The sequence below is a fragment of the Zoogloea sp. genome, from assembly GCF_017302315.1.
Taxonomy (GTDB): domain Bacteria; phylum Pseudomonadota; class Gammaproteobacteria; order Burkholderiales; family Rhodocyclaceae; genus Zoogloea.
The window spans coordinates 43,310-66,719 of record NZ_JAFLDT010000003.1 but is presented as its reverse complement, the minus strand read 5'-3'; the positions used below and the strand labels follow the sequence as shown (position 1 = coordinate 66,719).

The following is a 23,410-nucleotide window of genomic DNA, read 5'->3' as shown; positions in this document are numbered from 1 at the left end:
TGTCATTCCCCGGGGCCGCCAAATGACAGCCCACGCTCCCACTCCCGATCCGCCTGCAACAAGCCTCTACGCAGCCGTTGCGCCTGCCTTTCCTGGCGCCACTGGTACCAGCCAAGCAACAGGCGCAGCGACCGAGACCCCAGCCTGACCGCACCCTCGGGCATCGTTCCATACCGACGCGCCAGCAGCGTCAGCAGCGGCACGTCCGCCACCCTGGGCAGATCCAGGCTGATCCAGGTTTCGACGCTGCCCGGATCCCCCTGGCGTGCGCACCGTCCTTCCAGTTGCCGATCAATCCGGCGCGAGGCATTGAACTGGCAACACATCACGTGAAGTCCCCCCGCTGCCGCCACGCCAGCGCCAAGCGGAATATCGGTACCCCGTCCTGCCATGTTGGTGGCTACCGTCACCTGCCCCGGTTCACCGGCGCAGGCCACGATGGCCGCTTCATCGGCATCGAAACGGGCGTTGAGAACCCGGTGTTCGATGCTGGCACTGATCAGTCGGTCTGAAAGCAATTCCGAATCGGCAACTGACGACGTGGCAATCAGCACCGGACGCCCTGTCTGCCGGACATCTGCGACCCGGCTGGCAACGGCGTCCCACAAAGCGTGTCTTCCCCTGTATAAACGGCTCGGCAGCGATTTCCTTGAGGCCGGCAAGCGTGACTGAATGCACACGACATCCAGCCCATAGATCTCGCGCAACTCGCCCCGAGCCTCGCGCAGCGTGCCGCTCATGCCACAGAGCCTGTGATAGCGCGGGAAGAACCGCTGGAAGGTGATCTGGGCAAGGGTTTCGGTGGCGGGGGACGGCCGGTAGCCTTCCTTCAGCTCCACCAGTCCGTGCAGCCCCCGGGACCACACCCGACCCGGGGCAGCCCGGCCGGTGATCTCGTCAATGATTTCCACCTGCCCTTCCCGAACCAGGTAGTGGACGTCCCGGTGATAGACGTGACGCGCTGTTAGCGCGAGGGCCAACACTTCATCCCGCAGGCGGGCCGAGCGCCATCGCCCCCCCAAGCTTGCTGCGCGCCCGGCCAGCCGTTCCCGCCCCCGGTCCGTCAGGCTCACCTGCTTCGCAGGCCCATCCAGCCTGAAATCGACATCCGGCAACATCTCACCTGACAGTGACCAAGCTTGCCACATGAAGGCCCGCATCCCGCTGTCGCCCACCTGACGGGATAGGATCAAGGGCATCATCGCCTCGTCGATCAGCAGGCTGTCGGCCTCATCCACCACGGCCATGCAGAGACCACGCAGCAAGGGCTGCACGGTGTTGCTCTGATGAAACGCGGCAGCGCGGCGCTGCAGATCCGAGCGCGCAAAGCCGCGCCGCTGACCGTCGCGCAGATAGTCGAAGACCAGCTCTCGTGCGGTCACGTAACAGATCGGGGCTGCATAGGCTTCCCGCCGCTGGGCCTCGTCCATGGCACCGGTGACATAGCCGGCACGAAGACCCAGGCAGTGGTAAAGGGGGGCCAGGCCCGTGGCGTCCCGTTCAACAAGATAGTCGTTGGCGGTCAGCACGTGTACCGGTGTCCCGGCGAGGGCGCCGACACTGGCTGCCAGGGCTGCGGCCAGGGTCTTGCCCTCCCCCGTTGCCATCTCGGCGAGGCGGTTGTCCAGCATGATCAGCGCCGCATGGATCTGGGTGTCGTAGGGTTCCAACCCAAGTCCGCGGCGAGCGGCTTCGGTGGCCGCCGCCAGGGCTTGCACGGTGTGCTGATGGGTCAAACCGTCACGGCCGATCGCTGCGCGCAGGCTACGCAAGCGGCTTTCGAACGCCACTCCATCCAGCGTCCGCCAAGTACCCCGCTCCTGCCCCACGGCCGCGATCTGACGCTGGTAGGGGGCACGCGACCAAGGCCAGCGCGCCTGGGGTGCCTCGCGGCGCTCGGGGTAGCTTCCCCATGCCGGCCCGGGCAGGGGCATGCGTGCGTGCAGCGGGAGAGTCACGAGCCGGGATCGAACTGTCGCAGAAAGAGTTGTTTCAAATGGCGCCCCCACTGCATGCCCAGGGGCATCCAGCCGTGGTCGAAACGCACCCAGGCCCGGCCCCCGGCCCGTTCGAGAATACTGTCACCTACCCCGATGTCGAAGATGAATACCGGGGCCAGTGCCCGCTGATGATCCTTGTCGGTGGGGTCAACAGCAATGTCGCCGCCCGCGTGCTCACCGAGGGCAACACTGGGGAGCTTCTCCGTGGCCGCCGGTACGGCACGCAGCAGTCGGCCGGGCAGCGACTCTCCCGGCATCTCCGCCAGACGCACCGAGACTGCCCGCGTCTCCCCGCGGACCAGCGCAGCGTCGCCCTGCTCCACAGCGATGCGCACCACGGCCGCCTCGCCAGTGAGAATGTGCCCGAGCAGCGTTCCGCGGGGTACGAAAGCCCCGTCCATGTCGTCCTGTCTGGGCATCACCAGGCGCCCCGAAACGCCGGCCCGCAGCACCAGCAGGTCCTGAAGCTCTCCGATCCGGGCCAGCTCGGAGCGGATACGCGCCACCTCCTCCTCCACATTGCGAGCCTTGAGGGGGTCACGCAGCATGGCGTTGTAGAGGTCCACATCGAGGGCCTCCAGCTGGCTGCGCAGTTTGATGGCCTCGGCTTCGAGCCGGCTGTCGGACAGGTGCGCCACGACCTGCCCCGCCTCCACCTGCTGACCGTGGCGGGCATCCAGGTGTGCGATGAAGCCGTCGGTGCCCGTGCGAAGCTGGGCCTGTTCGGGTACCCAGACCACGCCTTGTCCCACTGTAGCAAACGGGAGCGGTACGACCCAGAAGAGGGCCAGCACGGCCAGACTCAGGGCCCCTGCCCCCCTGAGTGCCCGCCGCCGCATGGGCATTGAAAGGGGCACGGACAGCAGACGGCGCCAGAACCTGAGCACGGGACGAAAGACCATTGCATAGGCCAGACCTGCACCTGCAAGCAGCCCGAGGGGCGTCGACCAGCTACCGATCCAGGCCACGATGGCGATCGAAAGCACCAGTCGGTAAGCCATGGAGATCGGTGCGTAGGTGTATAGCCAGAAGCGTTCGCCCCGACCCGGCTCGGGCGATGCGTGTTCGGTGAGACCCAGGCGACGATTGAGTATCACGTATCGCCACCAGGCGACGCTGCGAGACGCCAGATTGGGCAGATCCAGGGCATCGCACAGCACATGGTAGCCATCGAAGCGCAGTAATGGATTGCCGTTGAAGATGATCGTGGAGACGCCACAGACGAAGGCAACGACGAGGGCCGCATCGCGCACGATACCGGGCTCGACGAGTGCCCACAGGATGACCGCAAGGGCTGCGATCACCATTTCCACCACGATGCCTGCCCCGCTGACCACCAGGCGCTGGAAGGCATAGCGGAAGGCCGATGCGGCCGATGCGTCCACAAAGGGTGCCGGCATCAGTACCAGCAAGCTCACCCCCATTTGATGGACCTCACCGCCAAACCGCCGGATGGCCAGGGCGTGCGCGAACTCGTGGGCGGCCTTGATGAAGGGGTACAAGAGCCAGGCCATCAGGAGAAAGCGCGGTGTTCCCATCCGGGTTCGAACCTGTAGCGAGAGCTCCGGTAAATTCATCGCCGCAGTCAGGGTTCCCGTCAGGATGAGCACCACGCACAAGGCCAGGATGGGGCGCGCGAAGAGGGTGCGCAGCCACGGATCGAAGCGCGCCAGAATGGCCGTGGGATCACCCAGCCGAACCCGGAAAGCCAGCGGGTTGATCGCCAGGCGCCGCCGCTGACGTTCAACCAGCGCTTCCCGATGGAAGATCGATTCCACGTCGGGGGTCAGCTCGCACTGGACCAGGCCGTGCTGATTGAGCTGGACCAGAAGGCGCACGATTTCGTCCTGGGTCAGCGCCGAGTCAGGATCGCCGGCCAGCAGCGCCTCACTGATCTCATCGACTGAGTGCCGCCCGTCACAACGTCCCACAAAGGCGTACGCCGTGGCGTTGATACGATGGAAATGCCCGCTGACCGGGTCGGCCAGCACGTGCCACACCTCGTTGCGGTAGATCTGCCGGGTCACGCGCACATGGGCGCGCAGCCGGGGATGAAGTCCGGCGACACGGTACCACTGGGCACTGAAGACGCTGTCGCCCACGCTAGCCGCCCCAAAGGCCCCAGGCCTTGAGCCGCAACCACTCGCCGAGGCGATGGGTCCAGGCCCACAACACAGGCGCCTCGCCCACGGAAATCCGGGCCACCCCCTGCAAGCCCGGGCGAAGGGTGTCGGGCTGGCTTTCCAGGTTGGCCTCGACTTCGAACACGTTGCGCCCCTCCATCGGGCTGGCCATCGGCGTGATGCGGACGACCTTCAGGGGCAGCGTGTCCCAGGGCAGTGCCGACAGCGCCAGACTGCCCTGCTGCGCCACCTTGATCCAGGCGATGTCGCGCTCATCCACCTCGATGATGACTCGGAAGCGATCCCGCGGTGCTACCGTGAGAAGCACATCGCCCCGCTGCACCGGTGCCCCCAGGGACTGACTGAGATCACCCCGGATCACCACGCCATCGAAGGGCGCCTCGAGACGGATGCGTCCGAGCTGCTCATCCACCAACGCGAGCTGGGCCCTGGCCTCAGCGGCGCGTGCCTGGCTGATGACGAGTTGCGTCCGGTCTGCCCGGGCCATGGCGGCAGCGTAGGCGTTCTCATGCTGGGCAAGCTCGCTGCTCCACTTGTTCCGTTCAAGCTGAAGATCCTGCCCGGCGAGTTCGGCCAGAACCTGCCCGGCCTTGACGCCATCACCCGGCCTGACGTGGCTCTGGCTGATGAATCCGTCGGCGGGCGCGACCAGGACGCGTTGGACGGCACCTTCAACCCGGGCAGTGCCTCCGACCTTGAAATCCATGGGAACAAACCCCAGGGCGACAACGCCCAGCAACACCACCCCAAGCCCCACACGTAGGTGCCCGCGCCCCGGCGCCCGAAAGTCGGCATAGAGGTGCCGCAGGCGATCCTTCAGACGTCTCCGCCAAGGGCGCTCGCTGCGACGCATGAGATGAAGCACAGGGCCCAGCAAGGCGAACGCATGTTCCCACTCGACTAGTTGTGCCGGGACAACCGGCCCCGCATGTCGGTACTGACACATAACTGCACCGACCAGTTGATGCGCAACCACCAGCGGAATCGTGATCGCCATTCCGCCGTCGTGGCGCAACAGCTCTTCATGTGCCAGAACGATCCGGGGTACGTGGTCTTCGGGTGCCGGCGCCACCACCGTGGCCGCCTGTTCGATGGACTCATCCATGGCGGCACCGATCACCCGCAGCATCTCGCTCGTGTTGGTGCTGATCGCACCGTGGGAGATGGCCACCACCCGGGTAAAGCGATCCTCCACGAATCCAATGGAAACGCGCTCGCAACCGAGACGGTTGGCCAGCTCGGATGCAAGCGCAGTAGCCGACGCACCCAAGCTGCCGTGGGACACCAGGGTGGCCAGCAAAGCGAGCACGTCAAGCTTTACCGGCTCAACGGCAACGAGGAGAGGCGGCGCGTTCAGAGCGTGGATCCTGAAAGAATGTCGTCCTCGTATTGACGACGCATCTTCGAAAAACTTTATGCTTTCAGGACAGGGGGTGTGTCATGGGGCACGATCGAGGAGATGACATGAGGCGTGAACGCAAAAAAGGAACCGCGTTTCCACAGTTCCTTTTCGGCCATTCTGGCGCGCCCGGCAGGATTCGAACCCACGACCCCTTGGTTCGTAGCCAAGTACTCTATCCAACTGAGCTACGGGCGCATCATTCCCAACTTTCAACGTCCGGCGAACCGGCAGAAAGAAGACTCTTTCTGGTTGAAAAGAGCGGCTGACAACCACTGAAAACCGCTCTTGAAAAACTGGCGCGCCCGGCAGGATTCGAACCCACGACCCCTTGGTTCGTAGCCAAGTACTCTATCCAACTGAGCTACGGGCGCGCTGAGAGACCGAGATTATACACACGCTCGAAGATATTGGAAGCCTTTCGTCGCAGATCCTTGAATTTGTCGTCCAGGCCGCCTTTGCCGGCGTGAACGGTCGGAAGCCGGGGCGACGAAACCCGGCGTTTGAACAATAATCTGACTGCTCCATCGGCGACGACGCGACAGGCGGGCACGAACCGCCGGACACACAACGGGAGACGCACATATTCATGAAGATCCAACTCGATCTTGGCGGCAAGACCATGGAAATCCAGCACCTTGCACCCCACAAGGACCAGCCGGGGGCCGTGATCGCTGCCGTGGCTGGCTTTGTGGTCGATCTGCTCGCACAGTAACTTCATCCTCACGCTCCAAGTAACATCCATGCGCGCCTATCTATGCAAGGCCTTTGGCCCCCTCGACACCCACGGCTGCTTTGAGCTGCCTGCCCCCCTTCCGGCCGACGACGAAGTCATCGTCAACGTGGCCGCCGCCGGGGTCAACTACTACGACACCCTGATCGTCCAGGGCCGGTATCAGATCCGCCCGGCGTTTCCCTTCTCGCCCGGTGGCGAGTTCGCTGGAACAGTTTCGTCCGTCGGTGCGGCGGTGGACGGCTTTCATCCGGGGCAGCGGGTGCTCGCCTTCAATTCGTATGGCGGTTTTGCCGAGAGGGCTCGCGCCCGGGCAAGCCAGGTATTTCCCCTGCCCTATGGCGTCAGCTTCGATCAGGCCGCGGCGGCCCTTGTGGCCTACGCAACGGCCTGGTTTGCGCTCCATGACCGGGGGCGCCTGCAAGCCGGAGAAACCGCGCTGGTGCTGGGGGCGGCCGGCGGTGTCGGCCTCGCGGCAGTGCAGATCGCCCATGCGGCCGGTTGCACCGTGATCGCAGCGGCGAGCACGGCCGAGAAGCTGGAGGTGTGTCGTCAGTCAGGCGCCTCCATCGGCATCAACTACCAGGTTGAGGACCTCAAGGAAGCCGTCAAGTCAGCCACCGGGGGGCGCGGTGCCGACGTGGTGATCGACGTGGTCGGTGGCCCGTACACGGAGGCGGCCGTGCGGGCCACGGCCTGGCGTGGCCGGGTGCTGGTCATCGGTTTTGCCGCTGGCGACATTCCGCGCGTCCCGGCCAACCTTCTCCTGCTTAAAGGATGCGAACTCTCCGGCGTCTTCTGGGATGAGTTCCTGCGCCGCGAACCGGACGCCTGCCGCGCCCAGGTTGGTGCCATTCTGGCCGGGATTGCCGACGGGAGCTTCAACCCTCCGATTCACGGCCGCTACGCCATCGAAGAGGCTGGGCTGGCCCTGAAGGCCCTGGCGGAACGCCGGGCGACCGGCAAACTGCTGATATGTCCGCAAGGCTGATTTTTCGGGCTTCCCCCGGTCAATGGCTGGAAAGGTGTTCGCGACGCAGATCGGGGGGCTTGTAGCTGTCCATAAGCGGATAGAAGAAGCAGTAGCCGGCACGACCGGCGCGTTTGGCCTGGTACATCGCCTTGTCGGCGTGCCGAAGGAGGGTGTCGGGGCTGCCGTCGTCCATGGGAAAGAGGGTGACGCCGACGCTCGCCGATATTCCCCTGCGCCCGCTCGCCATGGGCACCTGGGAAAGGCTCAGGAGAATGCGATCAAGCACCGCCTGGATGTCGGCCACCGTGCCGGGCTCCGCGAAGAGCATCACAAATTCGTCTCCGCCAAGGCGTGCCACGGTGTCTCCGCTGCGTACTTCAAGGCTCAGGCGCGAGGCCACTTCAACCAGCACGTTGTCGCCCGCATGATGACCCAGGCTGTCATTGACGGCTTTGAAGCCGTCAATGTCGAGGTAACAGACAGCCACCTGCCGCCCATGCCGGCGGGAGGCTGCACACATCTGGCGGAGGCGATCCATCAGCAGCATGCGATTGGGCAGGCCGGTGAGGGAGTCGAAGTAGGCGAGCTGCTCAAGGCGACGCTGGCGCGCCTTCAGGGGTTCAATGTCGGAGAACACGCAGAGGTAATGGGATATCTGCCCGATATGGTTCCGGACGGTGCCGACGGTCAGGAAGGCGGTGACCAGAGAGCCATCCTTGCAGCGCTTCACGAGTTCGCCTTGCCACACCCCGCTCTTTCGAAGTGAATGCCGGAGGTGGGCGAAAAAGTGGGGGCCATGGGCGGTCAGCTTCAGGCGGGCGGGCGTCCTGCCCTGCACTTCGGCGGGATGGTAGCCCGTAGCCCGGCAGAAGGCGCCATTGGCTTCCAGGATCACGCCGCGGGGGCTGACGATGAGCATGCCATTGTGGGCGTCGGAGAACACGCGCCCGGCGCGGGGGGTGGTATCTGCCCGGGACCGCACTGCTGGCAGGGACGCACGGCGGCGCATTCAGGCTCGGCCCTCGTGGTTCGGGAAACGTTCGGGATAGAGGATCTCGGCCTCGCTGATCAAGCCTGGTCCGATCACCCGCACAAGCCGCTCGGCCAGTTCTGCCGATGCGCGGCACTGGCCGCTCTCCAACGCAGAGATGTGGGCCTGGCTCACGCCGCTCTGCCGGGCGAGTGCCGACTGGGTCATTCCTTTCGTTTTTCGTGCACTGCGCAGCGGCGTCATTGGTGATCGATTTCTATCCATTATGCGTATGCAAATATAGGCATGGGCGATGGGTGTGTCAATAGGTAAAACTTATTTCCGATTTATAGGTTTTACCTATATTTTTCATCCATGAAGATCGGAAACCGAATCAGGGAGTCCAGGGAACAGAAGACCCTCAGCCAGAGCGAGCTGGCGCGCCGGCTGGGGGTGTCGCAACCCACCGTCTCCGATTGGGAGAACGGCAAGACGGAGCCCTCGGTGGACAATCTCCGTACCCTCGCCGTCGAACTGGACGTATGGTTCGAATGGATCGTCACCGGACGCGGCCCCCGCGACTTCAGGCCGGAAGTCCAGGAGGCGCAGCGCGAATACCGTGTCGAACGCGAGTTGCCTGAGGACGAGCGCCATCTGCAGGCCGTGTACCGCCGGCTGCCGCCAGCCCGCCGCGAGGCCCTCCTCGAGTTTCTGAAGCACTGGTCATGAGGCGGTGTATAACGGAGCTCATGCAGCACTCAGACCCCTTCTCCCGGCCAGCCCGATGATCGCGCGGAAGTTTCTCTACCTGATTGCCCTCGCCCGGGAAAAGCACTTCGGCCGCGCAGCGGAAGCCTGCCACGTGTCGGCGTCGACCTTGTCGGCAGCCATTCGCGACATCGAATCCGAGCTGGGCGTGACTGTCGTGGAGCGCGGCCAACAGTTTTCCGGTCTGACCCGGGAGGGCGAACGGGTGCTTGAATGCGTCCGTCAGATGGCGGCCCGGGCCGAAGGCTTGCGCCAGGAGCTGTCCCAGATGCAGGACGGGCTGGCCGGGCGCTTGCGCCTCGGCGTCATCCCCACCGGTCTCACCGCCGTGGCGACGCTGACCGCGGCTTTTGCCCGCCACCATCCGCTGGTGGACGTGGAAGTATTGTCCATGAGCACCCAGCAGATCCTTGCGGGCTTGCGCAGCTTCGAGCTTGACGGCGGCATCGCCTATCAGGAATCCACCGCTGCAGACCTGGATGCCCTCCCCCTCTGGCGTGAAAACCATGTTCTGCTCACGCCCGCGAGCAGCCCCTTTGAAGGCCGCGATTGCGTCACCTGGCAGGAGGCTGCCCAGATCCCGCTGGGCCTGCTGACGCCTAACATGCACAACCGTCAGACCATTGATGCCGTCTTTGCCAGCCTGGGCCAGAAACCCCATCCCACCTTCGAGACCGACTCCATCATCAGCATCCTCGCCCATGTCAGCGCCGGCCACTGGTCGAGCATCGTCCCGCGAGCCGTGCTCGACCTCATCGGTGTCCCCGCGGGCACGCGGGTATTCGATCTGCGCGAACCGGTTGTTGAATGGGCAACCGGCCTGCTGGTGCTCAACCGGCAGCCCCGCTCGCCCATGGTTGAAGCCCTTTTGAACGAAGCCCGGGCACTCGGCCATGGCATGCAGGACAGCACTCGCATCTGCTGAGCGCCTTGTGATCAGATCGGTCGCGCGGCCCGATGCGCTTGCGCCTCTCGGTACGAGCTCGAAGCGTTCGACATAATGCCCGTACCCGCGCCGCGCCCTGATTTAGTGCTCACAGCAGCAAAATAGGCGAAGACGCACCAGATGCATGGACTGGCGCACCGCGCTGGTGCAAAATTGCGTCCACGGCCCATACCTCCTTATGGGTAGAGTTGGCACGGAGCGCTCCATGAGGGGTCCGTTGCCCAAAATGGAACTCGGTAGCCCTTTGCATTCAGTGAACAACGTCCCGTGGTAAAGGAAGCCCGTCCCCCCATTACCCGGGTTCCCGCGAAACGATCAATGGGTGAGCGGCCCGAGTGGTTGCGCTTCGCACTGCCCCTGCTGGCACTGTCCCTGCTGATCAGCATCATCGGGAGCGTCGCATATGGCTATCTCAGCAGCGAGATCCGCCGCGAAACCCAGCGCACCCTGGCCGTCATCGCAGAACAGAAGCGGCAGCAGATCGAGGGTGCCCTCCACACCACACGCGTCGATGCCAGCCTGTACTTTTCGAGGCATTCCCAGCTCGAGATGCTCTTCGCCCAGTGGTTGGACGGCAGACGCACCGACGGTGCGATCCGGGCGCGCATGCAGGATCTCATGGCGGACCTGGTCAGGATACGGGGCTGGAACGGCATTGCCCTGCTCGATGGCGAAGGCCAGCCGGCCCTTGCGGTCGGAGAAGCGGACCTCCTGACCCAGCGGGAACGGGCCAAGGACATCCTGCGCGATCCCCGCATCGAACTTGTGGACTTGCACCGGGATGCCCGTGGGCAGGTGATCTACGGCCTTTTGGCGCCCATCGGGGGCGCCGGAAGCGCGCCGCGGGGCGTCGCCTACATCACCTGGCGGGCAAGCCAGGCGCTGTTTCCCCTTGTCGAGTCCTGGCCGGTTCCCACCCGCACCGCCGAGACCTATCTCGTCCAGCGTGACGGCGATGGTGTTCGCTTCCTCACCCCCCTGCGCCACCGGCACGATACCGCCCTCACGCTGACACGGCCGCTCGGTACCCCGGGGCTGCCCGCGGCCCGGGCCGTATTGGGGGAGCAGGGCATTCTTGAGGGGGGCCTGGATTATCGCAACGTGCCGGTGCTTGCCTATGCTGCCGCCGTGGGGGGCACGCCCTGGTTCATGATCGCCGAGATTGACGAGACGGAAGCCTACGCAGGCATCCGCACCATGGCCTGGGGCACCGGGCTGGTGATCGGCTTCGGTCTGCTGCTGGCCTACTCGGCCACCTATTTGCTGTGGCGGCGCAACCAGGAACGCCAGGAGCTTGCCGCATTGCAGACGCAGCGTGCGGCGGAAGCCCGTTTTCGTGTCATCTTCGAACAAGCGCCCCTTGGGGTCGCGCTGCTTGACTCCGGCAGCGGCCGGATCACCGAGACCAATTCGCGCTATGCCGAGATCGTCGGCCGCCGGCCGGACGAGCTGATCGATCTGGATCCGGTACAGCTGACCCATCCGGATGACGTGTCCGAGAGTCAGGCGCAACTGGGGCGACTGGGTCTGGGCGAGATCAGCGGCTATCGCCTCAACAAGCGCTACCTGCGCCCGGACGGCTCGGTGGTGTGGGCCAGCGTTACCTGCGCCCCGGTCCGGGTGGACACCGAACAGGCCCCGCGCTACCTGGCCATCGTCGAGGACATCACCGCCCGTCGTCTGATGGAGGAGCGCCTGCGCATCAGCGAAGAGCGTCATCGGCTGCTGGCCGACAACGCCATCGACGTGATCCTGACCATGGACCTGGAGGGGCGCTACGCCTACGTCAGTCCCTCCGTCGAGAAGCTGCGCGGCTACACCACCGACGAAGTCATGAAGCAGTCCTTGGAAGATACCCTTACCCGGGAGTCCTTCGAGGTGGCGCGAGACTACCTCGCCCGGCTGCACGCCAAACTGGCCACCGGCCTCCCCCCGGAGCCCTTCCGCGGCGAGCTTGAGCACCGCTGCAAGGACGGCTCCACGGTATGGACCGATGTCACCGCCAGCCCGCTGATGAGCGCCGACGGGCACTTCGTGGAGATCCTGGGGGTGATCCGCGACATCAGCGAACGCAAGCGTTACGAGCACGAACTGCGGCAGGTCTATGACGCCGCCGAGGCCGCCAACTCGGCCAAGAGCGAGTTTCTCGCCCACATGAGCCATGAGATCCGCACGCCCATGAACGCCGTGCTGGGCCTGGCCCAGGTGCTCGAACGCGAACCCCTCGCCGACAACCAGCGCGACATGGTCGAGCGCATCCGCAGCGCGGGCCAGTCCCTGCTCACTATCCTCAACGATATCCTCGACCTGTCCAAAATCGAGGCCGGCCAGCTACGCATCGAATCACGCCCCTTCGATCTGGCGGCCCTGCTCGCCAACCTCGACAGCCTGATGGGCCAGGTGGCCCGGAGCAAGGGCCTGTCCCTGCGTCTCGAGGCCCCCTCCAACCGCCTGGGCCCGCTGCTCGGCGACGGGTTGCGCCTGGAGCAGGTGCTGTTCAACCTCACCGGCAACGCCATCAAGTTCACCGAGCAAGGTGAGGTGGCCGTCCATGTAAACACCCTGGAAAGCAGCGCCGGCGAACTGCGGCTGCGTTTCGAAGTGCGCGACACCGGCATCGGCATCGCCCCCGATGCCCTGACCCGATTGTTTGCCCCCTTTGCCCAGGCCGATGCGGGCATCAGCCGTCGCTTTGGTGGCACCGGGCTGGGGCTGTCCATCTGCAAACGCCTGGTGGAACTCATGGGGGGCGTGATCGGCGCCGAAAGCCAGCTTGGCCAGGGCAGCAGCTTCTGGTTCGAGCTTCCGTTCGTACGGGGGAGCGAAAGTGAAGCCGCGGCGCTTGCGGTCTTGTCACCCCCGATTCCGTCCGGTCCGCGCCTGATCGGAGCCCACCTGCTGGTGGTGGACGACAGCGCCATGAACCGGGATCTGGTGGAGCGCGCCCTGCACCTGGAAGGCGCCACCGCGACCCTTGCCGCCGACGGCCTCCAGGCTGTTCAACTTCTTCAGACTCGTCCCGAGCGCTTCGACGCCGTGCTGATGGACGTGCAGATGCCGGTGATGGACGGCCTTGCCGCCACCCGCATGATCCGTGGCCAGCTCGGCATGCTCGATCTGCCCATCATCGCCTTCACCGCCGGTGTGCGTGACGACCAGCAAGCGGCCGCCCGGGCTGCCGGTGCCGACGACGTGCTGGCCAAGCCCATGGACCTGGAGCAGATGGCCGTGCTGCTGACGCGATGGATTCAGCCTCGTCCGGCTACCCTTCAGCCCCCGGCCACGGCCGAGCCCGAAGTCGTCGAAGCCTTTCCGGAAATTGCGGGCATCGACAGCGCACGGGCCAGCCAGCGCCTCAGTCGTGACCGGGACATGTTTATTGGCCTCCTCGAACTGTTTGTCCATGACAACACCGACGCCGTTTCCCAGACCCGGGAGGCACTGGCTGCGGGGGATCGGGAGGCCGCCTCCCGGCGCATGCACACCCTGGCCAGCAATGCCGGCTTCCTGTGCGCCCTCGACCTGATGGCATCCGCCCGGGGGCTCGAGCAGGCCATCGACCAGGGCGAGACCGACCTGGACAAGGGCCTCGATGCCCTCGAAAAGGGCATTGCCGACCTGGTGGCCGCCAGCGCGCCCTGGCGCTGAAAAGCCTGCGCTCGGGGAAGTGCCTTCGCCCCTGCCGAATACCTCTTCGATATTTCCCGATTCCCCCACGCTCCGTGCGGGCATACCATCCTCGAGGAACCCATTGCACGCACTTGTTGCTGCCGAAATCGAGGAAGGCCATGCCCCAACTCTCCGCCACGTCTCTGCCCCTGAGCGACGCCGCACGCGAAGCGGTACAGCACGCCCTGGCCACCCACGCATCCCGCCCCGGCGCGCTGCTGCCCATCCTCCACGCCATCCAGGACGCCATCGGCTGGGTGCCGGCGCAGGCCGTGCCCCTCATCGCCACGGCCCTCAACCAGAGCCGGGCCGAGATCCACGGGGTGATCAGCTTCTACCATCACTTCCGCAGCACGCCGCCCGGGCGGACGGTGCTGCAGGTGTGCCGTGCCGAATCCTGCCAGGCCAGGGGCGGCGCGGCCCTCGAAGAACACGCAAAGCGCAGCCTGGGCATCGACTGGCACCAGACCACCGCCGACGGCGCGATCAGTCTGGAGCCGGTGTATTGCCTGGGCAACTGTGCGTGCTCGCCGTCGATCCGTGTCGGCGACGAGATCCTCGGGCGGGTCAGTTGCGAGGGCTTTGATGCGCTGGTTGATGGCTTGAGGGCGTCTGAAATCCCACCTGAGGCGAAACCGGCGGATGGGCCTGCGGCGGGCGTCAGCACCCCGGGCGGCATCCGTATCTACGTTCCGATGGATTCCGGCGCCCTGGCGGTCGGAGCGGAAGAGGTCGCTTCGGCCATTGCCGACGAAGCCGCGGCCAGAGGCGTCCACATCGAGCTGATCCGCAACGGCTCCCGCGGGCTGTACTGGCTGGAGCCGCTGGTGGAGGTGGACACCCCCGCCGGCCGTCTGGCCTACGGTCCGGTGACTGTCGCCGACGTCCCCGCCCTTTTCGATGCCGGCTTTCACACCGGCGGCATGCACCGCCTGGGGCACGGCCTCACCGAGCACATCCCCTTCCTGGCCGGCCAAGAGCGCCTGACCTTCCGTCGCGTGGGCATCACCCGACCGCTGTCCTTGGCCGACTACCAGGCCCATGGTGGCTTCGAGGGCCTGAAGAAGGCTGTAAGCCTGGATGGCGCTGCCATCGTCAAGGAAGTCACCGACTCGGGCCTGCGTGGCCGCGGCGGTGCGGCCTTCCCCACCGGCATCAAGTGGAACACCGTGCTCCATGCTGCCGGCTCCACCAAGTACGTGGTGTGCAACGCCGACGAGGGCGACTCCGGCACCTTCTCCGACCGCATGCTGATGGAGGGCGACCCCTTCTGCCTGATCGAGGGCATGGCCATCGCCGGCCTGGCGGTGGGGGCGACCCAGGGCTACATCTACCTGCGCTCCGAATATCCCCACGCCTTCCACACCCTGCAGCAAGCCATCAACCTGGCCCGGTCTGCCGGCTGGCTGGGCTCCGACGTGGCCGGCTCCGGGCGGGCCTTCGAGCTGGAAGTGCGCCTGGGCGCCGGCGCCTATGTGTGCGGTGAAGAGACGGCCATGCTCGAAAGCCTGGAGGGCAAGCGCGGCGTCGTGCGCTTCAAGCCGCCCCTGCCGGCCATCCAGGGCCTGTTCGGCAAGCCCACGGTGATCAACAACGTGATGAGCCTGGCGGCCGTACCACTGATCCTGGCCCGCGGCGCGGCCTTCTACCGGGACTACGGCATGGGCCGTTCTCATGGCACCCTGCCCTTCCAGCTGGCCGGCAATCTGCGCCACCCGGGGCTGGTGGAGAAGGCCTTCGGCATAACCCTGCGCGAGCTGCTGCTGGATTACGGCGGCGGCTCGGCCACCGGGCGGCCGATCCGCGCCGTGCAGGTGGGTGGTCCCCTGGGGGCCTTCGTGCCGGAATCGCAGTTCGACGTACCCTTCGACTACGAAACCTACGCTGCCATGGGGGCCATGATCGGCCACGGCGGGCTGGTGGCCTTTGACGACAGCGCCGACATGGCCCAGTTGGCCCGTTACGCCATGGAGTTCTGCGCCACTGAATCCTGCGGCAAGTGCACGCCCTGCCGCATTGGCTCCACCCGCGGTGTCGAGGTCATCGACCGGATCATCGCCGGCGACAACCGGGACGCCAACCTCGACCTGCTCGACAGCCTCTGCGACACCATGCTCCACGGCTCCCTGTGCGCCTTGGGCGGCATGGCCCAGTATCCGGTGAAATCTGCCCTGACCCACTTTCCGCAGGATTTCGGCATCGCGCCGGTCACTGCCGAGTAAGGAAGCCCCATGTCCCTGCCCCGCGAACCCGACTACGGCACCCCGTCCTGCGATTCCGCGCAGTCCGTCAGCCTGCTCATCGACGGCCAGCCCGTGTGCGTGCCCGCCGGCACCAGCGTGATGCGCGCCGCCGGCCAGAGCGGCTGCGCCATCCCCAAGCTGTGCGCCACCGACAGCCTGGAACCCTTCGGCTCCTGCCGCCTGTGTCTGGTGGAGATCGATGGCCGCAAGGGCTACCCGGCCTCGTGCACCACCCCGGTGGAGGCCGGCATGGTGGTACGCACCCAGACGCCAAAGCTGGCCGAGCTGCGCCGCAACGTGATGGAGCTGTACATCTCCGACCACCCGCTGGACTGCCTCACCTGCCCCACCAATGGCAACTGCGAGCTGCAGGACATGGCCGGCGTGGTCGGCCTGCGCGAGGTGCGCTACGGCTTCAAGGGCGAGAACCACTTCGAATGCAGCCAGAAGGACGAGTCCAACCCCTACTTCAGTTACGACCCGGCCAAGTGCATCGTCTGCAACCGCTGTGTGCGGGCCTGCGAGGAGACCCAGGGCACCTTTGCGCTTACCATCTCCGGCCGGGGCTTCGATTCCCGCGTGTCACCGGGGCAGAGTGAATCCTTCATGGACTCGGAATGCGTGTCCTGCGGCGCATGCGTCAATGCCTGCCCCACTGCCACCCTCACCGAAAAATCGGTGATCCAGCTCGGCCAGGCCGAGCGCAGCGTCACCACCACCTGCGCCTACTGCGGCGTGGGCTGCTCCTTCAAGGCCGAGGTCAAGGGCAACCAGGTGGTGCGTATGGTGCCGGCCAAAGATGGCGGCGCCAACGCCGGCCACGCCTGCGTGAAGGGCCGCTTTGCCTGGGGCTACGCCACCCACGCCGACCGCATCACCACCCCGATGATCCGCCCCAGCGTAGACGCGCCGTGGCAGCAGGTCAGCTGGGACGAGGCCCTGGCCTACGCCGCCGGCGAGTTCAAGCGCATCCAGGCAAAATACGGGCGCAGCGCGGTGGGCGGCATCACCTCCAGCCGCTGCACCAATGAGGAGACCTACCTCGTCCAGAAGCTGGTGCGCGCCGCCTTCGGCAACAACAACGTGGACACCTGCGCCCGGGTCTGCCACTCCCCCACCGGTTACGGGCTCAAGCAGACCCTGGGGGAGTCCGCCGGGACTCAGGACTTTGCCTCGGTGCTCCAGGCCGACGTGGTCGTGGTGATGGGGGCCAACCCCACCGACGGCCACCCGGTGTTCGGCTCCCTGCTCAAAAAGCGCATCCGCCAGGGGGCGAAGCTGATCGTCATCGACCCCCGCGCCATTGATCTGGTGCGCTCGCCCCACGTGGCTGCGGCCCATCACCTCAAGCTGCTTCCCGGCACCAACGTGGCCATGGTCAATGCCCTGGCCCACACCATCGTCACCGAAGGCCTGGTGGCCGAGGCGTACGTGGCCGAGCGCTGTGAAGGCCCGGCCTTCGAAGCGTGGCGCGAGTTCGTGTCCCGCCCGGAAAATTCACCGGAAGCCACCGCGGCCGTCACCGGCGTGCCGGCCGCTGAGATCCGCGCCGCCGCCCGCCTCTACGCCAGCGCCGGCAACGGCGCCATCTACTACGGCCTGGGCGTCACCGAGCACAGCCAGGGCTCCACCACCGTGATGGGCATCGCCAACCTGGCCATGGTCACCGGCAACGTGGGCCGGCCGGGCGTGGGGGTGAACCCCCTGCGCGGCCAGAACAACGTACAGGGTAGCTGCGACATGGGCTCATTTCCCCATGAGCTGCCCGGCTACCGCCACGTGTCCGACGCCACCACCCGGGCGCTGTTCGAGTCCGCCTGGAATGTGAGCATCGACCCGGAGCCCGGCCTGCGCATCCCCAACATGTTCGAGGCGGCGCTGGACGGCAGCTTCAAGGGCATCTACATCCAGGGCGAGGACATCGTCCAGTCCGACCCCAACACCCAGCACGTGGAAGCCGCCATGGCGCAGATGGAATGCGTGGTGGTGCAGGACCTCTTCCTCAACGAAACCGCCAAGTGGGCCCACGTATTCCTGCCGGGTTCCAGTTTCCTGGAGAAGGACGGCACCTTCACCAACGCCGAGCGGCGCATCTCCAGGGTGCGCAAGGTGATGCCGCCCCTGGCCGGCAAGGCCGACTGGGAGGCGACCCTGGCCTTGGCCGACGCCCTCGGCTACCCGATGAACTACAGCCACCCGTCCGAGATCATGGACGAGATCGCCCGCCTCACGCCGAGCTTCCACGGGGTGAACTACGAATTGCTCGAAAAGAAGGGCAGCATCCAGTGGCCGTGCAACGAGGCCGCACCCGAAGGCACACCCACCATGCATGTGGGCGGTTTCATCCGCGGCAAGGGGCGCTTCATGCTCACACCCTATGTGCCGACCACCGAAAAGGTGACCCGCCGCTTCCCGCTGATCCTGACCACCGGGCGCATCCTCAGCCAGTACAACGTGGGTGCCCAGACCCGGCGTACCGCCAACGTGGCCTGGCATGACGAGGACAGGCTGGAGATCCATCCGGTGGACGCGGAAGACCGGGGCATCAAGGAGGGTGACTGGGTCGGCATCGCCAGCCGCGCTGGCGAGACGGTGCTGCGCGCCACGGTCACCGAACGTGTCCAGCCGGGCGTGGTATATACCACCTTCCATTTCCCCGAGTCCGGCGCCAACGTGATCACCACCGACAACTCCGACTGGGCCACCAACTGCCCCGAGTACAAGGTGACGGCGGTGCAGGTCAGCCTGTGTGCCCAGCCCTCGGAGTGGCAGCAGCGCTTTGCCCGTCGCCGCGAGCAGCAGCACGGCTTGTTGAAACCGGCAACCACCGACGCAGGCTGACTTTGCCATGAATACCGACTACGTCATCCGCATGGCCAACCAGATCGCCGACGCCCTGGGCATCAATCCGGACCGGGACCAGGCTATCCATGATCTGGCCGATCATCTCAACCGCTTCTGGGAACCACGCATGCGCGCAAGCCTGCTGGCCGTGGCCGGCAGCGTCGACGCTGCGGCCCGGCTGTCACCCCTTGTCCGGGAAGCCATCGCCCGCCTGCGTCCGCCGCCCTGAGAACGGCAATAGGGATGGGGTGGGCGTGCACTGAACATCTGCGGGCTATACTTGCGGGCCGCCCATCCTGGTGCGCCCTGCGAACTGGGTGCTTCCCCCACTGATGCCTTTGCCGGACGACTCCCCCAACATCGCCAACACGGCGCCACATACGGGTTTGTCGCCCTTGAAGCGCATCCTGCTGACCTCTGCGGGTGTGCTTGCACTGCTGCTGGGCCTTCTCGGCATCGTGCTGCCCGGGCTTCCCACGACGCCCTTCGTGCTCCTGTCCGCTGCCTGCCTTGCCCGATCCTCCCCCCGCTTGCACCAAAAGCTCATCACTCATCGCCACCTTGGTCCACTGGTACGTGACTGGGAGGAAAATCGCTCCCTCACCCGGCGGACAAAGTGGCTATCCACCACAATCATGAGCACGATGGTCGTCCTGTCTGCATGGCAGTTTTCCGGGCGCCCCTTCCTGCAAGTGCTGGTGCTGACACTCGGGGTGGTGGGCTGCATCGTGGTGTGGCGGATACCCACCCGCCGCTGATCAGGGGCGGGACGCTCGCGGGATCTCGAAGAATTCGGACAGGTGACAGAAGTCCAGCGCCTCGTGCACGCACGTGCTGGGTGCCAGCAGGCGCAAGCGACGAGCCGAATCCCTGGCCTGCTGACGCAGGCATACGAGCGACTGAATGGCAGAGGCGTCGATAACGCTGACGCCGGACAGGTCCACGTCCATGTCCCCGGCGGCATCCGTCGCGGCCTGCAGGCGCTGTCGCCAGTCAGGCGCAGTCGAGAGGGTCATCGGGCCGGCAATCTGCAGACGGCGACGCCCCTCAAGGCGCACTTCGAATTCATTCACTCCTACTCTCCTTAGGGTGCAACAGTCAGGCAGTGGACGTTCTCTGGCGGAACACCTCAACGCGTGGGCAAGTCTTCGTCGGACTCCCTTCATCCCGCCGTCGGCACAGACTCCCCGGGGGATACCACCCTTCAGTCGAACCCTCCCCCACGACCGATGCCTGCCCATCGGGGCTGCTGGAGGGTGAAGTGGATCTATTGGTACAAGGGCATCGCCGATCAAATGCAAGCGATGTTTTTGGTGTTTTTATTGTTAATCAATGGGGAGCCGTGGGCCGAGGATTCCTTCACGACCCCACTCCGGATCTCGTCAGCAAAGCTGAACAACTGCACAAGGAAGGCAAAAAATCAAGCAAGGCCAAGGTTTGGCGCCGGTTATCCGGCGTTGGACGTGCGGCGTAGGGATGGCATGGGCCGGTTTATGAGGTGAGCTTCCCAAGTGGTGGGATATTGTCGGTTTTGCGATTTTTAACTCGCAATCAAAATCCGCCTCTCGTGGGGAGGCCCGCTGGCCCGGACTGAGAGGGCGGGGATTGGGAGCCGCGTCTAGGGCTTCGGGGATGCCAGAAGCCTGCGGGCGAAGGTACTCAGCTCGTCGTCGGCCCGCGCCCAGGCCTCGCCATCGAACGTGGTGATGCGGTCGCCGTTACGGCGCAGGATGCGCCTGCCATCGGCGCTGAAGCGTGCATCACGCACCCGGTCGGCCTCGCCTTCCAGGGTGCTCAGGGCCTGCCGTTGCCAGCTCCATACCCGGGCTGCGCCATCCGCACCCGTGGACACGATGCGCTCCCCGTCCGGATGGATATCCAGGCTGATCACCGGACCCGCATGGGCGGCGATTCCGTTGCGATCCGGCTTGGGCGAATCCAGTTCGTAGAGACGCACGCGTCCATCGGAGCCCCCGCTTGCCAGCCGAAGGCCGCGCCGGTCGAAGGCCAGTGCATAGAGGGGGCTCTCCAGGTCATCCGCCTCATAGATGGGCTCGCCGCCCGCCACCTGCAATACCCGCAGATGCCCACTGGTCATGCCCAGGGCAATCAAGGCCGCGTCGCTGCTGAATACGGCTGTGCGAACGACCTCGCCCTTCTTCGACAGGTTTCGACGCGTGCCGCTGCCACCCACTTCAAGCAGTTCGCCAGTGGCGATACTGAAGCTGAACTTGCCATTGGGGCTGAGGATCAGCCCGCTGCCGATGGGGGGCAGGAAATCGGCCGGTTGGAGGCGCCAGAGTTTCACCGTGCCGTCGGCACCGGCGCTCACCACCCGGGTGCTGTCCGGTGCGAACAGCGCCGCCCTCACCTCCTGACCATGACCCCGGAACTCGCGTGCCCGGAAGGCGAAAGGCTCGTCCCAAACCCGCACCGTGTCATCCCTGCCAAACGACAGGATACGCCGCCCGTCGGGACTGAAGTAGGCTGCCAGAGCGCCCCCGGCATGCATTCCCGGCAGCGCCTGTGGGGGTGAGCCCGGAAGCTGCACGTCGGGTTGGACGTCCCAGACATATACCCCGCCATCGGAACTGGTGACCGCCACACGCCGGCCATCCGGTGCGTAGCGGACCGATGTGGCGGACACCGGCGGCTGATCGGGGTGAACCGGGAGCTCAAGGGGGTGCCCGATGAGCCGGCCGCGGGCGGTCCAGCGGTAGACGGTCCCGTCCGACACGGCCACCGCGACTTCGGAACCGTCCGGGGAGAAGCTCGCCCCGAAGACTTCGTCGGGATGGGTCAGGGTCGCACTCAGGCGACCCTCCGCCGCCGACCAGATGCGCGCCGTATTGTCATTGTTGCCATAGGACAGCACCCACTCTCCGCTCTCATCGAAAGCGGCAGAACCCACGTTGCCGAAGTGCCCCGACAGGCGGGTCAGCTTGCAGCCAGCACCTGTCTCAGTGAGCAGCAGGTCAGGAGAAGTCCCGTCCTCCGATTCGCGAATTGCCACCACGCGCCTGCCGTCACGGCTGATGTCCGCATCCAGCCACGGCGGGCCGCCGGCGTGGCCGCATTCGGTGACCACTTTGCCGCTGCGGTCCCAGACCCGCAGCAGACCATCCCGGCCCGCCGAGACAACCCGCGAGCCATCTTCGGAAATGGCTACTGCAACCACCGGGCCGGTATGCACCGTGCGAGCCTGGACGGCCAGACTCTGGCTGTGGAGCAGGCGCGCTTCACCATCGTCGCCGGCACTGACGATCCAGGCCCCGTCACGGCTGAAGGCCACCCCGTTGGCCGCACCCTTGTGGGGCGCGAGCGCCGGATTGTGCAGAAAGCCGGAAATCGCCAGACGGAGGGTGTTGCGCACGTTACGGTCATCGGAATCGGCGGCAAGCTGGAGCGCTTCCTCAAGCGCCCGGCGGGTGTCCACTTCAATCCGATCCGTCACCTCGGCGGCAATCCGGCGGGCATTGGCTTCCTGGCTGTCCTGCCGCAGCGTATGGACATTGAAACCTACCGCCAGCAGCAGGGCCAGGCCTGCCAGACCACCAAAGCACTGGTTGCGCCGCCGGAAACGCTGCTCGGCCCAGGGTCGCACGATCTCGATGAAGGCGTCGTGCTGCAGCTCATAGCTGACCCCTCCGGCGGCATCCCGGGTACGCACGATGCGGTGCTCCCGCAGCACATCAAGAACCCGCTCGGTACGTTGTTCGGAGGTGCCCGCCTGGGCCGCAAGGGCTTCGAGGGGGTAGGCGATCTTGACTCCGCTGCGGGGCGCCAGCGCTTTGAGCACTTGAGCGGCGTCAAGGGACTGGAACAGGCCGAAATGGCGGGTTACCTCATGCAGATAGGCGGCGATGATGCCCCGCCGCTCGCCCAGGGCGAGGTAATCCGCCATGCGCAGGCCCGGCTTTCCGGAAGCCAATGACTTGTTCCACAAGCATCGGCAGATGAGCTGGAGAAAGGGCAGTTCGATGCCACCCCGGTACAGTCGGGTGACGGACTTCTCGGGGTCACCGGGCGCCAGATCGTCCAGCAGGCGGTCCACCAATGCTTCTTCACATTCCCCGCCGAAACGCTTGGCGGGGGCGGCGATGGCTTCGCTGGCACGCTCCCGATCCAGATGCTCCAAGTGGTAGGTGGACGCAAACAGGGCCAGCACGTGCCCGCGCAGGCAGGCATCGACGCTGGCCAGGAATTCCTCCCGGAAGGACAGCACCACGCGCAGATCGAGGGTGCTGCGCAGCAAGGCCCCCAGGGCTGCTGGCAGATTGCCGAGATCGCCGGCATAGCGCTGCAGGTACTCCTCGAACTGATCGAGCACCAGCACCAGCGTGCTGTCATCCCGCGTCAGGGCCAGGCGCGCCGCCTCCGCCAGCTGGCCTTGCCCCGAAGCCACCGGGCCACCGGCCATGGACTGGGCCACCGCATCGCAGGGATCGGCCGTGTTCCACTTGTCGAAGTAGACCACCTGGGCCTCCTCGGCCCGTAACTCGGGGATGACCAACGCACGCAGCAGGGATGTCTTGCCTACCCCGGACGGTGCGTACAGCAAGGTCAGCGGGTGGGAGAAAAGCTTGTTGATCAGGAGCTGGGCATCCCGCTCCCGGCCGAAGAAGCGGTCGCGCTCGGCCTCGGTGTAGGGTTTGAGCCCGATATAGGGCTCATGGATATCGGCGGGCAGCAGGGAGTGGGGAGCGTCGGACATGGGCGTG

Annotated in this window: 17 protein-coding genes and 2 tRNA genes; 10 read left to right on the top strand and 9 right to left on the bottom strand. The window is 65.8% G+C overall.

Features of this window, described 5'->3' with window-relative positions:
- Positions 1-2: 2 nt before the first annotated feature.
- From J0L98_RS01850 to J0L98_RS01830, 5 genes are all read right to left on the bottom strand, one after another.
- The gene (locus J0L98_RS01850) at positions 3-1,958 is read right to left on the bottom strand and encodes a preprotein translocase subunit SecA (RefSeq protein ID WP_296409685.1); all 1,956 of its coding nucleotides are present in this window, start codon (positions 1,956-1,958) and stop codon (positions 3-5) included.
- Positions 1,955-4,102: a PqqD family peptide modification chaperone gene (locus J0L98_RS01845; RefSeq protein WP_296409682.1), complete on the bottom strand. Its 2,148-nt coding sequence runs from the start codon at positions 4,100-4,102 to the stop codon at positions 1,955-1,957. Before J0L98_RS01845 ends, J0L98_RS01850 begins: the two co-directional genes overlap by 4 nt.
- Position 4,103: 1 nt before the next feature.
- On the bottom strand, positions 4,104-5,453 hold the full coding sequence (locus J0L98_RS01840) for an HlyD family efflux transporter periplasmic adaptor subunit (RefSeq protein ID WP_296409681.1): 1,350 nt from the start codon (positions 5,451-5,453) through the stop codon (positions 4,104-4,106).
- A 211-nt stretch (positions 5,454-5,664) separates the two neighbouring features.
- Positions 5,665-5,741, bottom strand: a tRNA-Arg gene (locus J0L98_RS01835).
- Positions 5,742-5,840: 99 nt separating this feature from the next.
- Positions 5,841-5,917, bottom strand: a tRNA-Arg gene (locus J0L98_RS01830).
- Between the two features lie 215 nt (positions 5,918-6,132).
- On the opposite strand from J0L98_RS01830, the gene J0L98_RS01825 reads away from it, so the two are divergent.
- Complete coding sequence (locus J0L98_RS01825; protein ID WP_296409679.1) at positions 6,133-6,258, top strand: hypothetical protein; 126 nt, start codon at positions 6,133-6,135, stop codon at positions 6,256-6,258.
- Positions 6,259-6,286: 28 nt separating this feature from the next.
- Positions 6,287-7,267 (top strand): NADPH:quinone oxidoreductase family protein, encoded by a 981-nt coding sequence (locus J0L98_RS01820; protein ID WP_296409676.1) that lies wholly within the window; start codon positions 6,287-6,289, stop codon positions 7,265-7,267.
- Positions 7,268-7,286: 19 nt separating this feature from the next.
- Here J0L98_RS01820 and J0L98_RS01815 read toward each other — a convergent pair whose 3' ends face one another.
- The gene (locus J0L98_RS01815) at positions 7,287-8,231 is read right to left on the bottom strand and encodes a diguanylate cyclase (protein ID WP_296409674.1); all 945 of its coding nucleotides are present in this window, start codon (positions 8,229-8,231) and stop codon (positions 7,287-7,289) included.
- Positions 8,232-8,258: 27 nt separating this feature from the next.
- Positions 8,259-8,483 carry a helix-turn-helix transcriptional regulator gene (locus J0L98_RS01810; RefSeq protein WP_296409673.1) on the bottom strand — a complete coding sequence of 75 codons (225 nt, stop codon included), beginning with the start codon at positions 8,481-8,483 and terminating at the stop codon, positions 8,259-8,261.
- 111 nt (positions 8,484-8,594) lie between these two features.
- On the opposite strand from J0L98_RS01810, the gene J0L98_RS01805 reads away from it, so the two are divergent.
- From J0L98_RS01805 to J0L98_RS01775, 7 genes are all read left to right on the top strand, one after another.
- Positions 8,595-8,948, top strand: a complete 354-nt coding sequence (locus tag J0L98_RS01805) for a helix-turn-helix transcriptional regulator (RefSeq protein WP_296409672.1) — start codon at positions 8,595-8,597, stop codon at positions 8,946-8,948.
- A 55-nt stretch (positions 8,949-9,003) separates the two neighbouring features.
- The gene (locus J0L98_RS01800; RefSeq protein ID WP_296409670.1) at positions 9,004-9,912 is read left to right on the top strand and encodes a LysR family transcriptional regulator; all 909 of its coding nucleotides are present in this window, start codon (positions 9,004-9,006) and stop codon (positions 9,910-9,912) included.
- 339 nt (positions 9,913-10,251) lie between these two features.
- A complete protein-coding gene (locus J0L98_RS01795; protein ID WP_296409669.1) occupies positions 10,252-13,581 on the top strand; it encodes a PAS domain-containing hybrid sensor histidine kinase/response regulator in 3,330 nt (1,109 codons plus the stop codon).
- A gap of 140 nt (positions 13,582-13,721) precedes the next feature.
- Complete coding sequence (locus J0L98_RS01790) at positions 13,722-15,824, top strand: formate dehydrogenase subunit gamma (RefSeq protein ID WP_296409667.1); 2,103 nt, start codon at positions 13,722-13,724, stop codon at positions 15,822-15,824.
- Positions 15,825-15,833: 9 nt separating this feature from the next.
- Complete coding sequence (fdhF, locus tag J0L98_RS01785) at positions 15,834-18,686, top strand: formate dehydrogenase subunit alpha (protein ID WP_296409666.1); 2,853 nt, start codon at positions 15,834-15,836, stop codon at positions 18,684-18,686.
- Positions 18,687-18,693: 7 nt separating this feature from the next.
- Positions 18,694-18,918 (top strand): formate dehydrogenase subunit delta, encoded by a 225-nt coding sequence (locus J0L98_RS01780; protein ID WP_296409664.1) that lies wholly within the window; start codon positions 18,694-18,696, stop codon positions 18,916-18,918.
- A 70-nt stretch (positions 18,919-18,988) separates the two neighbouring features.
- A complete protein-coding gene (locus J0L98_RS01775; RefSeq protein ID WP_296409663.1) occupies positions 18,989-19,447 on the top strand; it encodes a YbaN family protein in 459 nt (152 codons plus the stop codon).
- Here the strand turns inward: J0L98_RS01775 and J0L98_RS01770 are convergent, their stop codons facing one another.
- Positions 19,448-19,762: an STAS domain-containing protein gene (locus tag J0L98_RS01770; protein WP_296409662.1), complete on the bottom strand. Its 315-nt coding sequence runs from the start codon at positions 19,760-19,762 to the stop codon at positions 19,448-19,450.
- 188 nt (positions 19,763-19,950) lie between these two features.
- Between J0L98_RS01770 and J0L98_RS01765 the strand changes: the two genes are divergently transcribed.
- On the top strand, positions 19,951-20,163 hold the full coding sequence (locus J0L98_RS01765) for a hypothetical protein (RefSeq protein WP_296409661.1): 213 nt from the start codon (positions 19,951-19,953) through the stop codon (positions 20,161-20,163).
- Positions 20,164-20,307: 144 nt separating this feature from the next.
- On the opposite strand, the gene J0L98_RS01760 is transcribed toward J0L98_RS01765, so the two are convergent.
- Positions 20,308-23,403, bottom strand: a complete 3,096-nt coding sequence (locus J0L98_RS01760) for a hypothetical protein (protein WP_296409660.1) — start codon at positions 23,401-23,403, stop codon at positions 20,308-20,310.
- Positions 23,404-23,410 lie beyond the last annotated feature (7 nt).